21 protein-coding genes are annotated in these 21,508 nt (G+C 65.9%); 18 read left to right on the top strand and 3 right to left on the bottom strand.

The genetic code is table 11. The features are described 5' to 3' along the window. Window positions 1-864 (top strand): AAA family ATPase (locus tag HMPREF0298_RS05030; RefSeq protein WP_006840036.1); only part of this gene is annotated, 864 nt, incomplete at its 5' end. Here the strand turns inward: HMPREF0298_RS05030 and HMPREF0298_RS05035 are convergent. Beyond that, the gene (locus HMPREF0298_RS05035) at window positions 792-1,385 is read right to left on the bottom strand and encodes an META domain-containing protein (RefSeq protein ID WP_006840037.1); all 594 of its coding nucleotides are present in this window, start codon (window positions 1,383-1,385) and stop codon (window positions 792-794) included. The two genes, HMPREF0298_RS05030 and HMPREF0298_RS05035, sit on opposite strands and share 73 nt — an antisense overlap. 75 nt (window positions 1,386-1,460) lie before the next feature. Between HMPREF0298_RS05035 and ftsY the strand changes: the two genes are divergently transcribed. From ftsY to ffh, 4 genes are all read left to right on the top strand, one after another. Beyond that, window positions 1,461-3,005, top strand: a complete 1,545-nt coding sequence (gene ftsY / locus HMPREF0298_RS05040) for a signal recognition particle-docking protein FtsY (protein ID WP_040422704.1) — start codon at window positions 1,461-1,463, stop codon at window positions 3,003-3,005. Between the two features lie 173 nt (window positions 3,006-3,178). Next, window positions 3,179-4,615, top strand: coding sequence for an ammonium transporter (locus tag HMPREF0298_RS05045; protein ID WP_006840039.1), 1,437 nt, complete (start codon window positions 3,179-3,181; stop codon window positions 4,613-4,615). Between the two features lie 9 nt (window positions 4,616-4,624). After that, window positions 4,625-4,963 carry a P-II family nitrogen regulator gene (locus HMPREF0298_RS05050; RefSeq protein ID WP_006840040.1) on the top strand — a complete coding sequence of 113 codons (339 nt, stop codon included), beginning with the start codon at window positions 4,625-4,627 and terminating at the stop codon, window positions 4,961-4,963. 93 nt (window positions 4,964-5,056) lie between these two features. Next, window positions 5,057-6,697: a signal recognition particle protein gene (gene ffh, locus HMPREF0298_RS05055; protein ID WP_006840041.1), complete on the top strand. Its 1,641-nt coding sequence runs from the start codon at window positions 5,057-5,059 to the stop codon at window positions 6,695-6,697. Window positions 6,698-6,725: 28 nt separating this feature from the next. Here the strand turns inward: ffh and HMPREF0298_RS05060 are convergent, their stop codons facing one another. Continuing rightward, window positions 6,726-8,825 (bottom strand): acyltransferase family protein, encoded by a 2,100-nt coding sequence (locus HMPREF0298_RS05060; protein ID WP_006840042.1) that lies wholly within the window; start codon window positions 8,823-8,825, stop codon window positions 6,726-6,728. Between the two features lie 244 nt (window positions 8,826-9,069). Here HMPREF0298_RS05060 and rpsP point away from each other — a divergent pair, with 244 nt between their 5' ends. From rpsP to HMPREF0298_RS05120, 12 genes are all read left to right on the top strand, one after another. Continuing rightward, complete coding sequence (gene rpsP / locus HMPREF0298_RS05065; RefSeq protein ID WP_006840043.1) at window positions 9,070-9,591, top strand: 30S ribosomal protein S16; 522 nt, start codon at window positions 9,070-9,072, stop codon at window positions 9,589-9,591. A gap of 110 nt (window positions 9,592-9,701) precedes the next feature. Beyond that, the gene (gene rimM / locus HMPREF0298_RS05070) at window positions 9,702-10,202 is read left to right on the top strand and encodes a ribosome maturation factor RimM (protein ID WP_040422525.1); all 501 of its coding nucleotides are present in this window, start codon (window positions 9,702-9,704) and stop codon (window positions 10,200-10,202) included. Beyond that, complete coding sequence (gene trmD, locus HMPREF0298_RS05075; RefSeq protein ID WP_006840045.1) at window positions 10,195-11,265, top strand: tRNA (guanosine(37)-N1)-methyltransferase TrmD; 1,071 nt, start codon at window positions 10,195-10,197, stop codon at window positions 11,263-11,265. Before rimM ends, trmD begins: the two co-directional genes overlap by 8 nt. After that, window positions 11,262-13,529: a Tex family protein gene (locus HMPREF0298_RS05080; RefSeq protein ID WP_006840046.1), complete on the top strand. Its 2,268-nt coding sequence runs from the start codon at window positions 11,262-11,264 to the stop codon at window positions 13,527-13,529. Before trmD ends, HMPREF0298_RS05080 begins: the two co-directional genes overlap by 4 nt. Before the next feature lie 105 nt (window positions 13,530-13,634). Further along, window positions 13,635-13,982: a 50S ribosomal protein L19 gene (gene rplS / locus HMPREF0298_RS05085; RefSeq protein WP_006840047.1), complete on the top strand. Its 348-nt coding sequence runs from the start codon at window positions 13,635-13,637 to the stop codon at window positions 13,980-13,982. A 283-nt stretch (window positions 13,983-14,265) separates the two neighbouring features. Continuing rightward, the gene (gene lepB / locus HMPREF0298_RS05090) at window positions 14,266-14,955 is read left to right on the top strand and encodes a signal peptidase I (protein ID WP_083789524.1); all 690 of its coding nucleotides are present in this window, start codon (window positions 14,266-14,268) and stop codon (window positions 14,953-14,955) included. Then, the gene (locus tag HMPREF0298_RS05095) at window positions 14,956-15,597 is read left to right on the top strand and encodes a ribonuclease HII (RefSeq protein ID WP_006840049.1); all 642 of its coding nucleotides are present in this window, start codon (window positions 14,956-14,958) and stop codon (window positions 15,595-15,597) included. Beyond that, complete coding sequence (locus HMPREF0298_RS05100; RefSeq protein ID WP_006840050.1) at window positions 15,594-15,902, top strand: DUF2469 domain-containing protein; 309 nt, start codon at window positions 15,594-15,596, stop codon at window positions 15,900-15,902. The genes HMPREF0298_RS05095 and HMPREF0298_RS05100 overlap by 4 nt, the downstream gene beginning before the upstream one ends. 101 nt (window positions 15,903-16,003) lie before the next feature. Then, complete coding sequence (locus HMPREF0298_RS05105) at window positions 16,004-16,378, top strand: YraN family protein (RefSeq protein ID WP_006840051.1); 375 nt, start codon at window positions 16,004-16,006, stop codon at window positions 16,376-16,378. Then, window positions 16,365-17,867 carry a YifB family Mg chelatase-like AAA ATPase gene (locus HMPREF0298_RS05110; protein ID WP_006840052.1) on the top strand — a complete coding sequence of 501 codons (1,503 nt, stop codon included), beginning with the start codon at window positions 16,365-16,367 and terminating at the stop codon, window positions 17,865-17,867. Before HMPREF0298_RS05105 ends, HMPREF0298_RS05110 begins: the two co-directional genes overlap by 14 nt. Next, window positions 17,864-19,039, top strand: coding sequence for a DNA-processing protein DprA (locus HMPREF0298_RS05115; protein ID WP_006840053.1), 1,176 nt, complete (start codon window positions 17,864-17,866; stop codon window positions 19,037-19,039). The genes HMPREF0298_RS05110 and HMPREF0298_RS05115 overlap by 4 nt, the downstream gene beginning before the upstream one ends. Before the next feature lie 11 nt (window positions 19,040-19,050). Next, complete coding sequence (locus HMPREF0298_RS05120; protein WP_006840054.1) at window positions 19,051-19,947, top strand: tyrosine recombinase XerC; 897 nt, start codon at window positions 19,051-19,053, stop codon at window positions 19,945-19,947. On the opposite strand, the gene HMPREF0298_RS05125 is transcribed toward HMPREF0298_RS05120, so the two are convergent. Further along, window positions 19,910-20,407: a M23 family metallopeptidase gene (locus tag HMPREF0298_RS05125; RefSeq protein WP_006840055.1), complete on the bottom strand. Its 498-nt coding sequence runs from the start codon at window positions 20,405-20,407 to the stop codon at window positions 19,910-19,912. The genes HMPREF0298_RS05120 and HMPREF0298_RS05125 overlap by 38 nt on opposite strands. 431 nt (window positions 20,408-20,838) lie before the next feature. Between HMPREF0298_RS05125 and rpsB the strand changes: the two genes are divergently transcribed. Beyond that, a partial coding sequence (gene rpsB, locus HMPREF0298_RS05130; RefSeq protein ID WP_006840056.1) for a 30S ribosomal protein S2 occupies window positions 20,839-21,508 on the top strand: 670 nt, incomplete at its 3' end.

Raw genomic sequence — 21,508 nt, forward strand, 5'->3', positions numbered from 1 at the left:
CTGCGTGGCCGCGCCCAGCAGGCGAAGCAGCAGGTCAGTGCCGCGCGCCAGCGCCTGAGTCGGCTCACGGATCGCGCACACGCCGCCGACATCGCGCGCGAGCAGGCCCAGGTGCGTGTCGACGAGGCGGAGGCGAAGGCCGCTGAATCACTGGGCATCGCAATCGCCGACCTTCTCGCCCAGCACAGCCCCGGCGAGGGTTTCGACCGCGCCGCCGAGCGGGAGCGCCTCGCGCAGGCGGAGAAGGACCTGCGCGCCTTGGGCAAGGTCAACCCGCTGGCGCTGGAGGAGTACAAGGCACTCGAGGAGCGCTACTCGTTTTTGAGTACCCAGCTTGACGACGTCAACCAGGCGCGCAGGGACCTGCTCGGCGTGATCAACGACGTCGACGATCAGATCCTGAAGCTGTTTACGGATGCGTGGGCGGACGTCGAAAAGCAATTCCCCGCGGTGTTTGGCACGCTGTTTCCGGGCGGGGAGGCGCGGCTGATCCTCACCGAGCCCGGCGACATGCTCGCCACCGGCATCGAGATCGAAGCGCGCCCGCCCGGCAAGCGAGTCAAGCGGCTCTCTCTGCTCTCGGGCGGGGAGAAGTCTCTGACTGCGCTGGCGTTTCTCGTGGCTATCTTCCGCGCCCGCCCCAGTCCCTTCTACGTGCTCGACGAGGTCGAGGCGGCGCTTGACGACGTCAACCTGCGCCGGCTCATCGCGCTACTCGAAGAACTTCGCCGCGACTCGCAGCTGATCGTGATCACGCACCAGAAGCCCACGATGGACGTGGCCAACGTGCTCTATGGCGTCACGATGCGCGGCGACGGGGTCACCCGCGTGATCTCGCAGCGGATGAGCCCCGCCAGTTCGTAGTTGTCGCGGACCAGCTTCAGTGCGCCCTGTGCACCGGCGACGTAGAGGGTGTCCTCGCCGACGGTGTAGAAGCGGGTGCCGTTGCGAAACGCCTCGGTGACCGCGCCCTCGTAGGCCATGGTGTCGCAGGCCATGCGAGTGACCGGGAGGCTCGTGGTGGTGTAGGCGCCGGTGTCCACGTTCGGGTGGATGGCGGTGCCGTAGCCGTTGCAGGGGCCGCCCTCAACGCGGAAGCCCTCCATGCTGCCCTGCGGGACGAAGCTGACGCGGATGCCGTCGACGGCAGGCTGGGGGACCCAGGTGCTGTTCATGACGTGGAGCAGCGTCTCACCGGTGGCCGGGGTGGCGTCGGCGGGCAGGTCAACGATCTCGGGGACAGCAGAATAGTCGGTAGTCAGGTATGTGTCGGGTGTAGTCGGGGTGGACGAGTGTGCGGACGCGTTGGTCAGGGGAGCGCAGCCCGCGAGGAACGCGACAGAGCCGGCGCCGATGAGCTTGAACACGTTGTGTCGATTGGTCATGCCTTTTACGCAACCACCGCCGGCCGTGCGAGCGCTATACACAAAAGTATCCAATTGGCTGGCACTATGGAGGGCATGAACACGACTCTCATTTGGATCCTGATCGCCATTGTGGTGATCGCCCTGATCATCGTCGGAATCGTGGTGATCGGTAACAGCCGCAAGAAGTCGAAGACCATCTCCTTCGACAAACCCGCAGATCAGGCCCCGAAAGAACTGACGCAGCAGGAGAAATCAGGAAACTACCAGGCCAAGGGCGGATTCGCCTTCGCACCGGCGGTGGTCCCCGAGCCGGTGCGCGTGGACAATCCCGTTGAGCCCGCCGAACCCGCGCCGGGCGGCTCGACCGCGATGTCGCAGCTCAACGAGCAGCTCGCTCAAGAACCGGTCGCCGCTCCGGAGCCTGAGATTGAACTGAGCGATGATGCGGCCGACGCAGTGGAAGAGCTCAACGACGACGTGGTCGAGGAGGGCGTCGAGAAGCCTGCTGTCGATGGCCTGTCTGAGGATGGCCGCGACATCGTGGAGGAGGCGTTCGAGGCTGAGCAGGATCCCGAGGAGGATCCGGAGGCGGAGGAGGCCGCCAACATCGCTGCGGTCACCGCCGAGGTGGCTGACGCCGCGCGCCAGGAGGGGGCTGAAGTTTCGGAGGAGGCGATCGTCGATACGCCCGCGGCGAGCGAGCCGATCGACGAGATCGCCCCGGCCGCGGGCCGCATTGGCAAGCTGCGCGGGCGCCTGTCGCGCTCGCAGAACGCCATCGGCCAGGGCCTGCTGGGCATCCTGACCGCGGGCGACCTCGACGAGGACGCCTGGGAGGAGATCGAAGACACGCTGATCATGGCCGATCTGGGCACCCAGCTCACGCTGAAGGTGTCCGAGTCGCTGCGCGCCAAGATCGCCGAGCGGGGTGTGAGCAGCGAAGCCGAGGCCCGCGCCTTGCTGCGCGAAGCGCTGATCGAGGCCGCTCACCCCGAGATGGATCGTTCGATCAAGGCGATGCCCAACGAGGGAAAGCCCGCCGTGATCCTGGTCGTGGGTGTCAACGGCACGGGCAAGACGACCACCACCGGCAAGCTCGCCCGCGTGCTGGTGTCCATGGGCCACTCGGTGGTGCTCGGGGCGGCCGATACATTCCGCGCCGCGGCGGCGGATCAGCTGGAAACGTGGGGGCGCCGCGTGGGTGCCTCCACCGTGCGCGGCAAGGAGGGCGCGGACCCGGCATCGGTCGCCTTCGATGCGGTGGCTACGGGTGTGGACCAGGGTGCTGACGTGGTTCTGGTCGATACCGCAGGGCGCCTGCACACGGCGACCGGCCTGATGGATCAGCTGGGCAAGGTCAGGCGCGTGGTGGAGAAGAAGTCGCATGTCGACGAGGTGCTGCTGGTCCTCGACGCCACGGTGGGGCAAAACGGAATCACCCAGGCGCGCGTGTTCCGCGAGGTCGTCAACATCACCGGCGTGGTGCTGACCAAGCTCGACGGGACGGCCAAGGGCGGAATCGTTTTCCAGGTCCAGGAAGAGCTCGGCGTGCCGGTCAAGCTCGTCGGACTGGGAGAGGGCGCCGACGACCTCGCGCCGTTCGAGGTGGAAAGCTTCGTCGACGCGCTGCTCGGTTAACTCCTCCCAGCTAAACCGAACCCGCCTCCCAGCTCGGGTGGCGGGTTTTGTGATGTCTGTCGCATTCTGGGTTTTCCACTTTCGTTCCCTATATCTGTCGTTCTACAGTAAACACGGTCCAAACTGTCGACCGATAGATTTATTGAGAGGTGAAAACTGTGGAAGCTGACCAAATGGCAGTCATTGCAGGCAATTCGAGCTGGATGCTGATATCGGCGTCCCTTGTTCTGCTGATGACCCCCGCGCTGGCGCTGTTCTACGGCGGAATGTCCTCGCGCCGCAGCGTGCTCAACATGATGATGATGTCTTTCACCAGCCTCGGCATTGTCACGATCGTGTACGTGCTGTGGGGCTGGTCCATGTCGTACGGCACGCAATCCATTGGCGGGGTGTTCGCCAACCCCTTCGAGTTCTTCGGCCTGGCCAACGCCATCGTCGACGCCGAGGGTAACTACATTGAAGGTGCCACCGGTTACGCCAACGTCATTGACATTGGCTTCCAGCTCACCTTCGCCGTGATCTCCACCGCGATCATCTCCGGCGCGGTTGCAAGCCGTGTCAAGATCGGCTCCTGGGTGGTCTTCGCCGCCCTGTGGTCGACCCTGGTCTACTTCCCGCTCGCTCACATGGTGTGGGGTGGCGGCCTGCTCGGCCATGCGGAAGGCTCCATCGCGGCGCGCCTGTTCGGCGTCGTCGACGGCGAAGCCGCAGTCTCACCGATCGACTTCGCTGGCGGCACCGTCGTTCACATCTCCGCCGGCACCGCAGCGCTCGTGCTCGCGCTGGTCATCGGGCGCCGCCAGGGCTTCCCGACGTCCAACTCACGCCCCCACAACCTCCCGCTCGTCATGATCGGCGCGGCCCTGCTGTGGTTCGGCTGGTTCGGTTTCAACGGCGGCTCCGCGTTCGCGGCCGACGGCCTCGCCGGCATGGCGTGGATCAACACCACCGCCGCAGCGGCCGCAGCCATGATGGGCTGGTTGCTCATTGAGAAGCTTCGCGACGGCTACGCCACCTCCCTCGGCGCTTCCTCCGGCATTGTCGCCGGACTGGTTGCCATCACCCCCGCGGCCGGCGACCTCGCCCCCGTCTCCTCGCTGATTCTCGGTTTCATCGGCGGCGTGCTCGCATGCTTCGGCGTCGGCCTGAAATACGTGCTCAACTACGACGACTCCCTCGACGTGGTCGGAGTGCACCTCGTCGCCGGCCTGTGGGGCACCATTGGCCTGGCGTTCTTCGCCGGCGATCGCGGCATCTTCACCGGTGACGTCACCGAGGGCTTCAAGCTCCTCGGTATCCAGATCATCATCGCGCTGGTGTCCATGGTCTTCGCGGGCGTGATCACTCTGGTGATCGCGCTGGCGATCAAGTACACGATGGGTTGGAGGGTCACCCGCGAGGAAGAGTTCGAAGGCGTCGACTACTCCGTGCACCGCGAGACCGGATACGACTTCGGCGGCCCCGGCATGCGCCCGGGTGGTGTGCCTGCCGGCAACAAGTCCGCGGCAGAACTCGGCCTCAACGAGGCCCGCGGAGACCACCACAACACCCAGCACCCCCGCGGCGACGCTGACGCGGCCGCTTCGCGCAAAATTGAGCCGAAGGTATAAGGAGAAGTCATGAAACTCATCACTGCAGTGGTCAAGCCGTTCACCGTGGTCTACATCATGGAGGCGCTTGAAGAAATCGGCGTGTGCGGTATCACCGTCACCGATGCGCAGGGCCGCGGTCGGCAGGGCGGCAACGTGGAGTACTACCGCGGCGCGAAGTACTCCTCGCCGTTCGTGGCTAAAGCAAAGGTCGAGGTCCTCGTGACGGACGACCAGGTGGACTCGGCCGTCGACACGCTCGTGAAAAGCGCTTATACCGGCGAGGTCGGCGACGGCAAGGTGTGGGTGAGCTCGATTGACAGCGTCGTGCGCGTGCGCACGGGCGAAAAGGACGATCAAGCCATCTAAAAGGGGAGGCAGAGAATTCTGCATCGCGGGGATACGCGCTAGGCTGTAACGAGCCAATCGCCGTATCTCACCTTTAAAGGAGCGTGCACCTCAGTGTTTGAGTCGCTGTCCGACCGCCTACAAACTGCCCTCGGCGGCCTGCGCGGTAAGGGCAAGCTGACCGAGGCAGACATCAACAACACCGCCCGTGAGATCCGCCTCGCGCTGCTCGAGGCCGATGTTTCCCTCACCGTGGTGCGCGCTTTTATTAAACGAGTCAAGGAGCGCTCCCTCGGCGCCGATGTCTCCGAGGCGCTCAACCCGGCGCAGCAAGTCATCAAAATCGTCGACGAGGAGCTCACCAACATCCTCGGCGGCGAAACCCGCCGGCTCAACCTGGCGAAGACCCCGCCGACCGTGATCATGCTCGCCGGGCTGCAGGGCGCCGGTAAGACTACGCTCGCCGGCAAGCTGGCGAACCACCTGACCAAGCAGGGCCACACCCCGATGCTGGTGGCCTGCGACCTGCAGCGCCCCGGGGCGGTGCAGCAGCTGCAAATCGTCGGCGAGCGCGCTGGCGTCCCGACGTTCGCGCCGGACCCCGGCACGTCGCTGGATTCGCTAGATCACGAGATGGGCACCTCCCACGGTGACCCCGTCGCCGTGGCCACGGCGGGTATCGAGCACGCCGTTCGCGCCAAGAACGACGTGGTCATCATCGATACCGCCGGTCGCCTCGGCATCGACGAAACCCTGATGACGCAGGCGCGCAACATCCGCGACGCCGTCAACCCCGATGAAGTCCTCTTCGTCATCGACGCGATGATCGGCCAGGACGCCGTCGCCACCGCGCAGGCGTTCGCCGACGGCGTCGACTTCACCGGTGTGGTGCTGACCAAGCTTGACGGCGACGCCCGCGGCGGCGCAGCGCTGTCGATCCGCGAGGTCACGGGCAAACCGATCTTGTTCGCCTCCACGGGTGAGAAGCTCGACGACTTCGACATCTTCCACCCCGACCGCATGTCCAGCCGCATCCTCGGCATGGGCGATGTGCTCTCGCTCATCGAGCAGGCCGAGACCATGTTCGACCAGCAGGAGGCCGAAAAGGCCGCCGCGCGCCTCGGCTCCGGCGAGCTCACTTTGGAGGACTTCCTCGACCAGCTGCTCATGGTCCGCCGCATGGGGCCGATCGGCAACCTGCTGAAGATGATGCCCGGTGGCAAGCAGATGAACGAGATGGCCGACATGGTCGACGAGAAGCAGCTCGACCGCATCCAGGCGATCATCCGCGGCATGACTCCCGCCGAGCGCGAGGACCCGAAGATCCTCAACGCCTCGCGCCGCAAGCGCATCGCCAACGGTTCCGGCGTGTCCGTCTCCGACGTCAACCAGCTCGTGGAGCGCTTCTTCGAGGCGAAGAAGATGATGGGGCAGATGGCCAGCCAGTTCGGCCTGCCCGGCATGCCTGGAATGGGCGGGGGGCGCAGCGCCACGAAGAAGAAGCCGAAGGGACGCAAGGGCAAGAACGGCAAGCGCAAGCCGGTGAAGAACCGTGGCGGCGCGAAGCCGGGAATGCCCGGTGGCATGCCGAGCATGGCGGACCTGCAAAAAATGCAGGAGCAGCTGGGCGGGGGTATGCCCGGTATGCCCGGTATGCCCGGAGCAGGGAAGATGCCGCCGGGAATGGAGGGCCTCGACCTGAATAACCTCGACTTCTCCCAGGCGATGAAGAATCTGGGGAAGAAAGGGAAGTAGGTCTACGCGCGCTCCGGAAGTCAGCGCGTCAACTCCCGGCCGTCTCCTCCAAGAGGGGGCCGAGGTGGTGCCAGATAAGCGGTGCCAGAGTGAGAGAGTAAGCGTTGGAGATGTGGTTCTGGTCCCGGTAGACGGTGACGTTTCCGATCACGGGCGGGCACAGTCCGTCGGGACAGTACCAGCCGGAGGTGTCCACCATGTGGCGCATGGCGTCCGCATCGGAGTAGTCGGCGGCCGGGTCTTCGGGCGAGTACATCGTCGTGGCGGGCATGCTGCATTCGGCGACCGAGCCGCCGTTGACTACACAACCGTTGGGGTTCAAGGGGGTCCCGTCGGCATCGAAAATCCACGGGTTGTCTCTGAGCCCGAGAAACGGGATCTCGGCCTCGGCGAAGGCATCCCACACCTCCACGTACTCCGGGGGAACGGAATCCGTGGATGGGCTCGCTTCTCCGGCTGAGCCGGCCGGGCGTGTCGAGGTAGAGACCACCACGGCCGGGTCGAGGGATGCGAGCTCGTTGAATGTGTTGAGCGACCACTTCGCGCACCGGTGGCTGACCAGGTCTCCGGGGGTAAACACCATCGGGCACGTCTGGCGGATGAAAGTGATGACCTTAAACCCGTGTTTCTTGCCCAGCTCGTCGAGTGCCACACCGTATGTTTCGGCGTGGGAGCCGCCGACCAAAGCCACGGTTGTTTCGGCCTCGGGGTCTCCGTAGACGCAATCTGCTTCCGGCGCGGCATCCCCCGGCTCATCTTGGAAAATCACGCAGCCGTCGCGGAAGATGTGGGTGGTGATGCTGGAGGCCAGCATGGGTGCCGGCTGAGCAGGCACATCCGGAACTGAGGCGCCGCGCAGAGCCATTGCCCCCGGATGCCGCTCCGCACTGGAGGGGGAATCGGCGATAGTGACCTTTCGCTCCCACATCGGTGACAGCGACAGGATCGCTGCCGTGCTGGTGGCGATGAGGACACCGCCCGCCGCCCGCGCGGCACCCGCGGGCCGCTGCAGAGAACCCAGCGCTGCCGTGACGGGTGCGTCTTGTTTCGTCGGGCGCTTGCCGTGCATGCGCAAGGGCTCCTCGACCGCCGTGTGCGTTGCCTGGGCAAGGACAATGGAAAGCGCGATAACTCCCAGGCCGACGGACAGGGGTGGAATGGTATGCGAGCCTATGGTGACGGCGATGATCAACAGTGGCCAGTGCCATAGATAGAGGGGATAGGCGACGGAACCGAGCCAGGTAATCGGCCGCGACGAAAGAATCGATGACACGGGATTGGCCGGGTTGCTCAGCACAATCAGTGCAGCCCCGCCAATCGGCATCAGGGTGAGCGGTCCGGGATATGCCAGGGTTGTGGGAATGACAACACCGGTCAACGCTATCAGTGTGAGACCGCTGCCGGCGGTGAGGGCGCTGAACCGCCTCGGAATCTGCACCTGTGCGGCCAGGGCGAGCAATCCTCCCAGCGTCAGCTCCCAGGCGCGGGAAAAGAAGGAGTAATAGTTCGATTCCGTGCCGAAAAGGCCGAAGCGCGATGCCCAGCTGAACGATGCCACGGTCACCACCACGAGCAACGCGATGGTCCCGCGTCGCACCCAGGTTCGGGATATGCCCGTCCGAGTGACAAGCACTGCGATGACCGTTCCGAGCAGGATGGCGGCGAGATAGAACTGCCCCTGAACGCTGATGGACCACAAGTGCTGCAGCGGCGATGCTTCCGGGCTCACAGCGGCGTAATCAGAGCCCTGGGCGGCGAGCTCGCGGTTCTGGGCGAAGAAGATGGCGGCGGTGAACTGCCGCAGGAGTTCTCCGCTCACCAGTCCCGGAACGAGCGCGAACACGAGGATGACGGTAGCCGCCAGTACCACCACCAGCGAGGGTATGAGACGGCGGGCGGTGCGCCACATGGGCCACCACGGATTTACGCGGGGGTTCTCGCGTAGCGCGTAGCGCACCTGTGACCCGACGAAGAAGTACCCCGAGAGGAAAAGGAACACGTCCACACCGCCGGATACGCGCCCCACGAAAATGTGGAACACCACGACGAGGGCGATGGCGATGCCGCGCAAACCTTCGAGGTCGTTGCGGAATTGGGGGGTGCTACTGGCTGCCCTCCCACTGTCCATCGCCGTCCTCCTTCCCGCCCAGGTAAGCAACGGGTAGTCTACTCCGGCCCGTTTTGGACTCTGAAACCGACCGGTTGTAAGGTAATGCAGGTTGCGCAGCGCTCTGCGTGCGCACACCCTGCGTTAGCGCCGGACCCGAGTACGCTCGACCGGCCCGTCACACGCAAGTAAATCCAAAGGGTTGAACCGGCCCGCAGACAAGCTGCGGGTGTCTGAACTGCCCAGTGACCACGAAGGACTTTTCATGGCTGTCAAGATTAAGCTGCAGCGTCTCGGCAAGATCCGCAACGCCCAGTACCGCGTCGTCATCGCCGACGCACGTGCCCGCCGCGACGGCAAGGTGATCGAGAACATCGGCATCTACCACCCGAAGGAGGAGCCGTCGCTGATCCGCATCAATTCCGAGCGTGCACAGTACTGGCTCGGCGTCGGCGCCCAGCCGACCGAGCCGGTTCTCGCGCTGCTCAAGGTGACCGGCGATTGGCAGAAGCACAAGGGCCTCGACGGTGCCGAGGGCACGCTGAAGGTTGCCCCGGAGAAGCCGTCTAAGCTTGAGCTGTTCAACCAGGCCCTCGAAGAGGCAAACAACGGCCCGAGCGCGGAGGCCATCACCGAGAAGCGCAAGAAGGCCAAGGAGGAGGCCGAGGCTAAGGCTGCGGCTGAAGCAGAGGCTGCCGCCAAGGCCGAGGCAGAGGCTGCCGCAGAGTCCGCAGCAGAGTCTTCCGAGGAAGCTCCGGCTGAGGAAGATGCCGCTGAGGAGAACTAGTATCCGTCACTAGGTGACTGCAACGCACACTGTGCGTTGCAGTCTTCTTTTGTTTTCGGGGTGTGGGTGGGGCGTCGATAAGCAAAAAGGCCCTGCTACACTACGCGCTCATGGAGCTGCTCATCGGCAAGGTCGTCAAGTCCCACGGCATCAAGGGAGAGGTCGCCGTCGAGGTGCTTACCGACGACCCGGACCAGCGCTTCGCCGTCGGGGAGGTGCTGACTGGCCGGCAGCCGGGCAAGGAGCGCGAGCTGACGATCAAGACGCTGCGCCCCCACCAGAACCGTCTGCTCATGAGCTTTGAAGAGGTTCCCGATCGCACACAGGCGGACTCGCTGCGCGGGATGCAGTTTTTCGCCCCGCCGCTCGAGCGCGAAGACGATTCGGAGGAGTTCTACGACCACGAGCTCATCGGGCTCAAGGTGATCCACGAGGGCCGCGAAGTCGGTGAGGTCACCGGCGTGATGGACACGCCGAACCGGAAGATCCTAGAGATCGACTACGACGGACGCGAGGTGTTAGTCCCGTTCGTGATCGACTTCGTTCCGGAGATTGATCTGGGCGAGCAGACGCTGACGATCACCCCGCCGGAGGGCCTGCTGGATGTCTAAGCTGCGCCTGGACATCATCACCATCTTCCCCGAGTACCTCGAGCCGCTGCGCCACGCTCTGCTGGGCAAGGCGATTGAGCAGGGGATCCTCACCGTCGGCATCCACAACCTGCGCGATTGGGCGACGGGCCGACACAAGTCCGTCGACGCGCCGCCGTTGGGTGGTGGGCCCGGGATGGTGATGAAGCCCGAGGTCTGGGGGCCGGCCCTCGACGCGGTCGCCGCCGGTCACACGGGAACCGAGATTGAATCGGCGGCCGAGCACCGCAACGACAAGGCGCGCCACGACGACGTTGCCGGCATCTCGCCTCGCCCCTATGCAGTCGAAGACGACGACCGCTCCCTGCCCCTGCTGCTCGTGCCCACTCCGGCCGGCACCCCGTTCACGCAGGCGGACGCGCAGGCGTTCTCGCGCGAGGAGCATATTGTGATCGCGTGCGGCCGCTACGAGGGCATCGACCACCGCGTGTTCGAGGACGCGCGGAAGCGCTATCGGGTGCGCGAGGTCTCTATCGGCGACTACGTGCTCATCGGCGGCGAGGTGGCCGCGCTCGTGATCGCCGAAGCTGTGACCCGGTTGATTCCCGGGGTGCTCGGGAACACGGAAAGCCACGAGGAGGACTCGTTTTCCGACGGGTTGCTCGAAGGCCCCGCGTACACCAAGCCCAGGCAGTGGCGCGGTATCGACGCCCCGCCGGTGCTGCTCTCCGGCGATCATGCCAAGGTCAGGCGGTGGCGGCGCGACCAGGCGCTCCTGCGCACCAGGCGGGTTCGCCCCGAGCTGCTCGAGCGCGCCGAGCTCGACGCGGCGGACACATTTACCCTCCACGCCCGCGAGGTGGAGCTCGTCATCGACGCGGACGTCGAAGACGTTCCCAGTGCACAGCGCGCGGTGCGAAAGGCGCTGCGAAAATCGGGCATCGAGATCGACAGCGTCGATAGTGCCCTGGCCGGTGTGATCGTGCGGGGGCGCACGGCGCTTGACGAGGCTGACCTGCAGCAAGTCGTCGATAAGGCGCGGCGGGAGCTGTCAAAGGCGGCTGCGATACACTCGCACGAATGACCACCATCGCAGCCACCATCGCGACAGAACTCGGCGCCACGCAGGCGCAGGTAGACACCGCCCTGGCCCTTTTGGTCGAGGGCAACACCGTGCCGTTCATTTCCCGCTACCGCAAGGAAGCCACCGGCGGGCTTGACGGCGCCCAACTGCGCCACATTGAACAGCGCCACGGATACCTCGCCGAGCTGGAGGACCGGCGCTCCACCGTGCTCGCCGCCATCGAGGAGCAGGGCAAACTCACCGACGAGCTACGCGCCCAGGTCCTCGCCGCCGACACTAAAGCGCGCCTGGAGGACCTCTACCTGCCGTACAAGAAGCGCCGCGCCACGAAGGCGGACATCGCGCGCGAGGCGGGCCTCGACAACCTGCTGAGCATACTTATCGACGCCCCCTCGTCCGACCCGGAGACCACGGCCGCGGGTTTTGTCACCGAGGGCTTCCCGGACGCGAAAAGCGCGCTCGACGGCGCCCGCGTGATCCTCGCGGAGCGTCTCGCGCTCGACGCCGACCTGGTGGGGGCGCTGCGCGAGCGCTTCTTCAACACCGCGACGATGCGCGCCAGCGTCATCGCGGGCAAGCAGAGCGACGGGGCGAAGTTCAAGGACTACTTCGACTTCGCCGAGCCTCTCGACACCCTGCCCAGCCACCGCATCCTCGCCCTGTTCCGCGCCGAAAATGAGGGGGTGCTCACCCTTATGCTCGATCCGGGCGAGGAGGAGGTCTTTACCGGCATGATTGCCCGCCACGCGGACCTCGCGGTCAAAGAGTCGTCGTGGCTGGCCAAGAGCGTCGGGTGGGCGTGGCGCACCAAGCTGCAGGTTTCCGCCACGGTGGACGCGCGGATGCGCCTGAAGGAAAAGGCCGAGCTCGGCGCGCTGGAAGTGTTCTCCACAAACCTGCGCGAAGTGTTGCTCGCCGCCCCAGCGGGCCAGCGCGTCACACTCGCGCTCGATCCCGGTTACCGCAACGGGGTCAAGTGCGCCGTGGTCGACGGCACGGGAAAGGTGCTGGACACAACGATCGTCTACCCGCACCAGCCCCAGAAGCGCTGGGCGGAGGCCGTCGATAAGCTTGCTGGCCTAGTGACAGAGCGCGGGGTGGAGCTGATCGCGGTGGGCAACGGCACGGCGAGCCGCGAATCGGACAAGCTCACCCACGAGGTCGCGGGGCACGCCGCGCAGGCCGGAGCGCGCAAGCCCACTGCGGTGATGGTCTCCGAGTCGGGTGCCTCGGTGTACTCCGCCTCCGAGCTCGCCGCCGCCGAGTTTCCGGACATGGACGTCTCACTGCGCTCGGCGGTGTCCATCGCGAGGAGGCTGCAAGACCCGCTAGCGGAGCTGGTCAAGGTCGACCCGAAGTCGATCGGGGTGGGCCAGTACCAGCACGACATCAACCAGGTCGCGCTTGCCCGGGCGCTCGACGCGGTGGTGGAGGACGCGGTCAACGCCGTCGGCGTGGACCTCAACACCGCCTCCGTGCCGCTGCTCGAGCGCGTCGCCGGGGTGAGCGCGACGCTAGCCCGCAACATCGTGGACTACCGCGACGAACACGGCGCGTTTGCCAGCCGCAAGGACCTGTCCAAGGTGCCGCGCCTCGGCCCGAAGGCCTTCGAGCAGGCGGCCGGGTTCATGCGCATTCAGGGAGGCGCGAACCCGCTGGACGCTTCGGCCGTGCACCCGGAGGCCTACCCGGTGGTCGAGCGCATCGCCGCCTCCACGGGCCTTGAGACCGAAGCGCTGATCGGCAACACCGCCGTGCTGTCGCGGCTTAGCCCGGCCGACTTCGCCGACGAGACGTTCGGCGTGCCCACGGTGACCGACATCATCGCCGAGCTGGACAAACCCGGCCGCGACCCGCGCCCCGAGTTTGCGACCGCCACGTTCAAAGAAGGCGTGATCAAGGTCGCCGATCTCGCCCCGGGGATGATCCTGGAGGGCACGGTGACCAACGTCGCGGCGTTCGGGGCGTTCGTCGACATCGGCGTGCACCAAGACGGACTGGTCCACGTCTCGGCGATGAGCCGAAGCTTCGTCGCCGACCCGCACGAGGTCGTGCGCTCCGGCCAGGTGGTGAAGGTCAAGGTGCTCGATGTCGACGTCGAGCGCCAGCGCATCGGGCTTTCGCTCAGGCTCGATGACACCCCCGGTAGCGCGAAGCCGGCCGCGAAGGCGGGGAAGCGGCCGGGTGGGCGTCGACAAGCAAAGCCCGCGTCGGGGTCGATGGCTGAGGCACTCAAGCAGGCGGGATTTGGTAAGGGCCTCTAAGCTGTGTAAACTCACCCGAGTTGTTGTAGGCGACACGAACCAGTCGAGCGCTTTCATGTGAGCGCCGCTAGGCTCCTCTGTCCGTAACCGAAAAGGATTGCTTCCATGAGCAATGGCATTATTGACCTCGTCGACGCAGGCCAGCTGCGCGACGACATTCCCGACTTCCGCCCGGGCGACACCCTCGGCGTGCACGTCAAGGTTATCGAGGGTTCCGTGACCCGTACCCAGCTCTTCGAGGGCTTCGTTGTGCGCCGCCAGGGCGGCGGCATCCGCGAGACCTTCACGGTGCGCAAGATCTCCTTCGGCATCGGCGTTGAGCGTACCTTCCCGGTGCACTCCCCGAACATTGAGAAGATCGAGGTGCTGCGCAAGGGCGACGTGCGCCGCGCGAAGCTGTACTACATGCGCGAGCTGCGCGGCAAGGCAGCCCGCATCAAGGAGCGCCGCTAGTTTCCACTGGCGTGACGACGCCCCGCTGACCACACCGGTCAGCGGGGTTTCGTTGTGCTTGGTGTGGACTGCGCTGTTTAGGTAGATGAGACTGTGCCCACCTGGAGTTTTGCTAACCCTGGATGGGCACTTTAAGCAGTCCACACTGAGCAGTCGAGGCAGCCGAACCCATCGCTCAGGGGTGCCCACCGGGCCCACTGCTAGAGTGTTGCGGGTGACCAATAGGAACGAACGTTTTGATGTCCACGACGCAGCGCACGCCGAGCCGGCTGCGGAGAAGCAGATGCCGTGGTACATCGAAATCCCGGTTGTCATCGCGCTGACCTTGATGTTCATCTTCATCATCCAGACGTTCATCGGCCGGATGTACGTCATCCCCTCGGGCTCGATGGAGCCCACGCTGCACGGTTTCAACGGCTCCGGCGACCGCGTGGCGGTGGAGAAAGTCAGCTACTACTTCCGCGATCCGCAGCCGGGCGACGTCGTTGTGTTCAAGGGCACCGACGCCTGGAACACCTCGTACGTGTCCAACCGCTCGGATAACCCGCTCGTGGCGGGCTTGCAAACCGTCGGTTCCTGGGTGGGGCTCGTGCCGCCCGACGAGAACAACCTGGTCAAGCGCATCATCGCCGACGGCGGTCAGACAGTGTCGTGCCAGGCCGGCGACCCCGCGGTGATGGTCGACGGCGCACCGATCGACCAGTCGTACACGCTGCAGCCGCCGGAAAACCCGATTAACCCGGCGACCGGGTCGCAGCCGTGCGGCGGAGACTACTTCGGCCCCGTCACTGTGCCCGAAGGCCACTTCTTTATGATGGGCGATAACCGCACCAATTCGCTGGACTCCCGAGCGCACATGGTCGACGAGCTCCAGGGCACGATCCCGAGGGAGAACCTACGGGGCAAGGTCGCCGCCGTGGTCTTTCCGCTGAGCCGCTTCGGCGGTGTCGACTCCCTCGACATCCAGGGTTAAGTGCGCCGGCTCAAGCAGCTGCGCACCTACGAGGTCGCGCTTGACAAGGCCGGCCTCGGCCCGGTCGCGGGTGTCGACGAGGCCGGCCGCGGCGCCTGCTTCGGCCCCGTCACCGTCGCCGCCTGCGTGCTGCCGCCGCGCCCTCTCGCCCAGCTGGATGGGTTGACGGACTCCAAGCAGCTCAGGCCCGTCGCGCGCGCCTCGCTTTACGACGCCATCTGCGACGTCGCCTTAAGCTTCGCGGTGGTGCACATCCCGGCCGCCGAGATCGACCGGCGGGGGATTCAGGTGGCGAATGTGGATGGCGCTCGCCGGGCCGTCGCCAAGCTTGGTGCCCGCCCCGGCTATGTGCTCGTCGACGCCCTGCGCGTGCCCGGGCTCACCGCCCCGCAGCTGCCGATCATCGGCGGCGACTCCACCGCGCGCTGCATCGCCGCGGCGAGCGTGCTCGCGAAAGTCTCGCGCGACAGGCTGGTCACCGAGATGGCGCAGCGCTACGCCGACTACGGCATCGCCGGGCACAAGGGTTACGGCACGCAAGCGCACATGGCTGCGGTGCGTCGCTACGGCGCGAGCGATGAGCATCGTTATAGTTATGCCAACGTGAGACAAGCCCACGAGTACTTTATGAGGTCACAATGAGCGCTGAAGAACTGGACAACTACGAGGCAGAGGTCGAACTCTCCTTATACCGCGAGTACCGCGACGTGGTCAGCCAGTTCTCCTACGTGGTGGAAACTGACCGCCGCTTCTACCTGGCCAATGCCGTCGAGCTCATCCCGCATACCGAGGGCAGCGACGTGTACTACGAGGTGCGCATGTCGGACTGCTGGGTGTGGGATATGTACCGGGCGGTGCGGTTTGTGCGCTACGTGCGCGTGATCACCTTCAAAGACGTCAACATCGAAGAGTTGGACAAGCCCGATCTGACCTTCCCGGAAGCCTAGCGCGTTGTAGGTTTTTCACACCCCCGTGGAACCTCGCGGGGGTTTTCCCAGTCCAATGAGTGCAACGACGATTACTGCACCTATTGGGGGGATGAGGAACAATGGCGCAATCGAACTACGCCGAAAACCACGCGTTGGCGCTGGCGGGTGAAAAGCTCGCCGCGTCCACGTACAGCGAGATGGGCTACGCCATCGTCGGCACCCGGGTCCGCACGAAGGTCGGCGAGATCGACCTGATCGTGCGCGAGGAGACGGGCACCGTCGTGTTCGTGGAGGTGAAAACCCGCCGCGGGCGCGGCTTCGGGGCGGCGGAGACGGTGACCGCCAAGAAGTTGCGGACCATGCGCCGCTGCGCCGCCGAGTGGCTGGCCGGCAACGCCTACGCGCCCGTGCGTTTCGACGTCGCGGAGGTCATCGTCACCGGCGAGACCATGGACATTCGCCTTTTCGAGGACGTGGACCATGGCGCTTGCTAGCACCTGCGCGGCCACCGTCGAAGGCGTTGTGGCGCACGTGGTCAAGGTCGAAGCCAACGTCGGGCCAGGACTTCCGGGGATGCACATGGTGGGTCTCGGGGACGCCGCGGTCAAGGAATCCCGCGAGCGCATCCGCACGGCCGTGGCGAACTCGATCCTGCCGTGGCCGCGCACGAAGATCATGGTTTCACTCTCGCCGGCGCACCTGCCGAAATCCGGTTCGCACTTCGACCTGCCGATCGCCCTGGCGGTGCTTGCCAGCCTGGACCCGTTCATGCGCGACGCGCTCGCGGACGTGCTCGTGCTCGGCGAGCTCGGCCTGGGCGGAACGCTGCGCCGCGTGGAGGGGATCGTGCCCATGCTCACCGCCTCCCGCTTTGACGCAATTATCGTCCCGCGCGCCAATAGCGCCGAGGCCACGCTCGTCAACCGCGGGCACATCTTCGTCGCCGACTCGCTTCTCGACGTCTACCACTGGGCGCTCGGCAGGAAAACCCTCGACGCGGCGACGGGCAACGCGCCCGTGAACACCCCCGCGCGCCCGGACTTTCGCGACGTCGCGGGGCAGGCAGATGCCAAGTTCGCCCTCGAGGTCGCGGCCGCCGGCGGGCACCACGTGTTCATGGTCGGCCCGCCCGGGTCTGGCAAATCCATGCTCGCCGAGCGCGTGGCGTCCATCCTGCCGCCGCTGACCCTGGACGAGAAAATCGAGGCCACCGCGATCCATTCAGTCTCCGGGCTGCCGACGGGGGCGGTCGTCGAGCAGCGCCCGTTCGTCGCCCCGCATTCGTCGTTAAGCAAATCCGCCCTCATCGGCGGCGGCTCGGGACACCCGCGCCCAGGCGCAGTGAGCCACGCGCACCACGGTGTGCTCTTCCTAGACGAGGCCAGTGAGATCCCCGCGGCAACCTTGGATGCGCTGCGCACACCCTTGGAAACAGGGCGGGTCCAGCTCACGCGGGCGCGGCGCGAGGTCGTCTACCCGGCCAACTTCCAGCTCATCCTCGCCGCCAACCCCTGCCCGTGCGGTGCGGAGCACAGCACGGATTGCCGGTGCACCGCGACGCAACGCGCACACCACCTGCGCAACATCTCCGGGCCCCTGCGGGACCGGATCGACATCTCGTTGGCGACGTCTTCGCGCGGTGCGGTGATCGGGCGCGGGGACGCGGAGCCTTCCGCCGCGATCGCCGAGCGCGTCGCGGCCGCGCGGTTGCGCTCAGCCCATCGCTGGGCGGCGGTGGGGGCAAGCCTCAACGCCCGGGTTAGCGCCACGTTGATCCGCCGGGAGTACCCCGCGGAGGATTCCGCCATGGCACTGCTTGCGGCCTACCTGGCGCGCGGCGAACTCACGCAGCGCGGCGTTGACCGCGTGCTCAAACTCGCCTGGACCCTTGCTGACCTCGACAGCGCGGCGCGGCCCGATATCGATCATGTTGCCGCGGCCGCGCAGCTGCGGGCACCCGGAGCGTTTGAGGTTGTCGCGTGAGCTCGCCGGAATCGTGGGCCTACCTCAGCCGTGTTATCGAAGGGCCCTCGCGGCACCTGCAGGCGCTGCTCGCTGCGGGGCGCGACGCCGACGAAATCGCCGCAGGCGTGCGGGCCCGGGCGAGCTGGCTCGGTGCGCTGGCGCGGGAAACGGAATCGCGCTACACCTTCAACCAACCGCAGCGTGACCTGGAGGCGGCGCACGGCGCGGGCTTTAGCCTTGTCACGCCCGATGATCAGGGTTGGCCGGCAGAGGCAATCGCCGATGCGTTCGTCACCGGAGTAGCTGTCAGCCAGGCCAACCTCGCCGAGGCCAAACCCGACGGTGTGGCACCGCATGCGCTGTGGGTGAGCGGGGAGACGAACCTCAACCAGCTGTTCGCGCGATCGGTTGCCATCGTCGGCACGCGGGCGTCGACGGCGTATGGGCACCACGCCACAGCGGACCTGGTCACGGGCCTGGCGGGGTTTGGCTACACCGTGGTCTCCGGCGGCGCCCTAGGGATCGACTCCACCGCGCACGACAGCGCGCTCGCCGCAGGTGCGCCCACCGTCGCGGTCGCCGCGTGTGGGCCGGGGGTGACGTACCCGCGCCGCAACGCCGAGCTGTTTCGGCGGGTCACCGCGGTGATCACCGAGTACCCGCCCGGGGTCACGCCGGATCGTCACCGATTCCTCACCCGAAACCGCCTCGTGGCGGGCCTGAGCCAGGGAAGTGTCATTGTCGAGGCTGCATTTCGCTCCGGAGCGCTGAACACCCTGACCTGGGCGCACTACTTCAACCGCCGGGTGATGGCGGTGCCGGGGCCGATTCTTGGGCCCGGCTCGCTCGGTACCAACCTGGCCATCCAGGAAGGTCGCGCGGACATGGTGCTCAACGCCAAGCAGATCCACGCGCTGCTCAACCGCGTCGGGGAGGTCGACCCCGACGCGCAACTCGAGCTGGACTTCGCCGCGGATGATATCCAGCGCCTCAGCCGCAACGAATTGCGCGTCTACGACGCCGTGCCGCTGGCAACGCGTGGGGCAACGGCCGAAGATATCGCTACCCGCTCCGGGCTCGGCGTCGCCTTAACCGTGCACATCCTCGTGGAGCTCGAAGCGCGCGGGCTTGTCGTGCGCACCGGCCGACAGTGGAGGCGTGGTGACGCACCCCAGATGCAACACGAGTAAACTTGCGTCCCATGAGTACGGTGCGCAGCAGTCAGCTCGGCGAAGCGATCGAAGACTTCGCCGAGCACGCCGAGCTCGTCCTCGGGCGCTCCCCGGCCACGGTCAAGGCTTACCGCTCCGATCTGGCCACCCTGCTGCCGTTTGCCACCACCTTCGCGGAGCTGACCCTCCCGACGCTTCGAGCATGGCTTGCCGACGCCGTGTCCCGCGGCCTCGCGCGCTCCACGCTGGCGCGCCGCACGTCGGCAGTGCGGGCGTTTTCCACATGGGCGTGTAACCAGGGCTACCTTCAATCCGACCCGGCTGCGCGGCTGCTGTCTCCCAAGGTCAACCGCCACCTGCCCACCGTGGTCGAGGCAGAAGCGGCGGGAGAGTTGGTCGAAGCCGAGATCAACGACGACGACCACCCCGCCGAGACGCTTAGGGACCGCGCAATGCTCGAACTTCTCTACGCCACGGGCATGAGGGTCGCCGAACTGAGCGCCCTCGACATCGGTGACGTCGACCTGGGAAGGGGTGCGGTCAAAGTCACCGGCAAGGGCGACAAACAAAGGATCGTCCCCTTCGGCGGCGCTGCCTCCGATGCGGTCCAGCGCTGGGTCTCCGCTGGGCGCGGTGAGCTAGCGGGAGACACCGACGCCCTCTTCGTCGGCTCGCGCGGAAAGCGCATTGACCAGCGCCAGGTGCGCCGCATCGTCGAGCGCGCCGCCGTACGCACCGGGGCGGGGGAGATCAGCCCCCACTCTCTGCGCCATAGCGCTGCGACCCACATGATTGAAGGCGGGGCGGACCTGCGAGTCGTGCAGGAAATGCTGGGGCACTCGAGCTTGCAAACGACCCAGATTTACACCCACGTCTCGGCGCAGCGGCTCAAGAACGTCTACGACCGGGCCCATCCACGGGCTTGAGGCGGATTGCGGGGGCATCCAGGAGCGTGAGCGGATTGAGGTAGGCGTCCTCGCCGGTGCGCGCGCCCCAGTGCAGGCCGTTGTGCTCGGCTCCCGCAGCTGGGGCGAGGCGGCCGATCACGTCTCCCTCATCAACGTGGTCACCGGTTTTGACATGGGTGTACACGGGTTGATACGTGGTACGAATCCCATCTGCGTGATCGATGGAGACGACCGGCGTGCCGGCAACAACACCTGCGAAAGCGACGGTGCCGGCACCCGCTGCAAGGACGCTCTCTCCGATGCCGAGAGCGAGATCAACCCCGCGGTGTCCGGGCAGCCAGTTCTTATCCGGGATGTCAGCGGATCGGGTGATGCGTGTTGCGTAAGGTTTCCCGGTGGTCGGGTCGACGTAGGCGTGGGCCGGGGTAGACGTGGCGAGCAAAACAGCGGCAAGGATGCAGGGCAGCAGACGGCGCATGCTTCTATCTAGCACCGTCGCTGGTTGCTCGGCCCCGGGCCGGTGAATTGTTGTGGATAACCTCGTTGCTGTGGATAACGGTGCTCGCGGCCGGGGGCGTCGGGGTAAAGACGTCAGCGCAATTTCGTGCGTTTAGGGGTGCGTTTTAGGCGCTGAAACCTTCTCGGCGAAGACCTTAAGCAAAGCGGCATCCCGAAAAGAGACGCGCAGTACAATTATGATTTTGCTGACAATTGCCGTATATTTGTCGACGCAGTTTGTCGCAGTCTGACCAAGCCTGCAGCAGATTGACTTCGCGCGCCGGATAATGCCAGCTCAGCAACGGTCCCACAGTACGAGGGTGCCGGGCAGGCACGGTGCCAGGGCGCGGGATAAAAACCCGCGCAGTACGACCAGTAACCGAACTATTTCTCTCCGAAGGAGAACTTCCCATGGCAGTTGTAACCATGCGCGAACTCCTCGACGCGGGTGTGCACTTTGGCCACCAGACGCGTCGCTGGAACCCGAAGATGCGCCGCTTCATCTTCACCGACCGCAACGGCATCTACATCATTGACCTTCAGCAGACCCTGACCTACATCGACGAGGCGTTCGAGTTTGTCAAGGAGACCGTCGCCCACGGCGGCACGATCCTGTTCGTCGGCACGAAGAAGCAGGCCCAGGAGCCGATCCAGGAAGAGGCGCAGCGCGTCGGCATGCCGTACGTCACCCACCGCTGGCTCGGTGGCATGCTCACCAACTTCCAGACCGTGTCCAAGCGCATCGCCCGCATGAAGGAGCTCCAGGCAATGGACGCTGCTGAAGAGGGTTACGCAGGCCGCGGCAAGAAGGAAGTGCTCATGCTGACCCGCGAGCGCATCAAGCTCGAGCGCGTTCTCGGCGGCATCGCCGACATGACCAAGGCTCCCTCCGCGCTCTGGATCGTTGACACCAACAAGGAGCATATCGCGATCTCCGAGGCGCAGAAGCTGCGCATCCCGGTCGTCGCCGTGTTGGACACCAACTGCGATCCGGACGTCGTGAACTTCCCGATCCCGGGCAACGACGACGCCATCCGCGCCGTCAAGCTGCTCACCCGCATCGTGGGCGAGGCAGTTGTGC

This window comes from Corynebacterium lipophiloflavum DSM 44291, from assembly GCF_000159635.1.
GTDB lineage: Bacteria > Actinomycetota > Actinomycetes > Mycobacteriales > Mycobacteriaceae > Corynebacterium > Corynebacterium lipophiloflavum.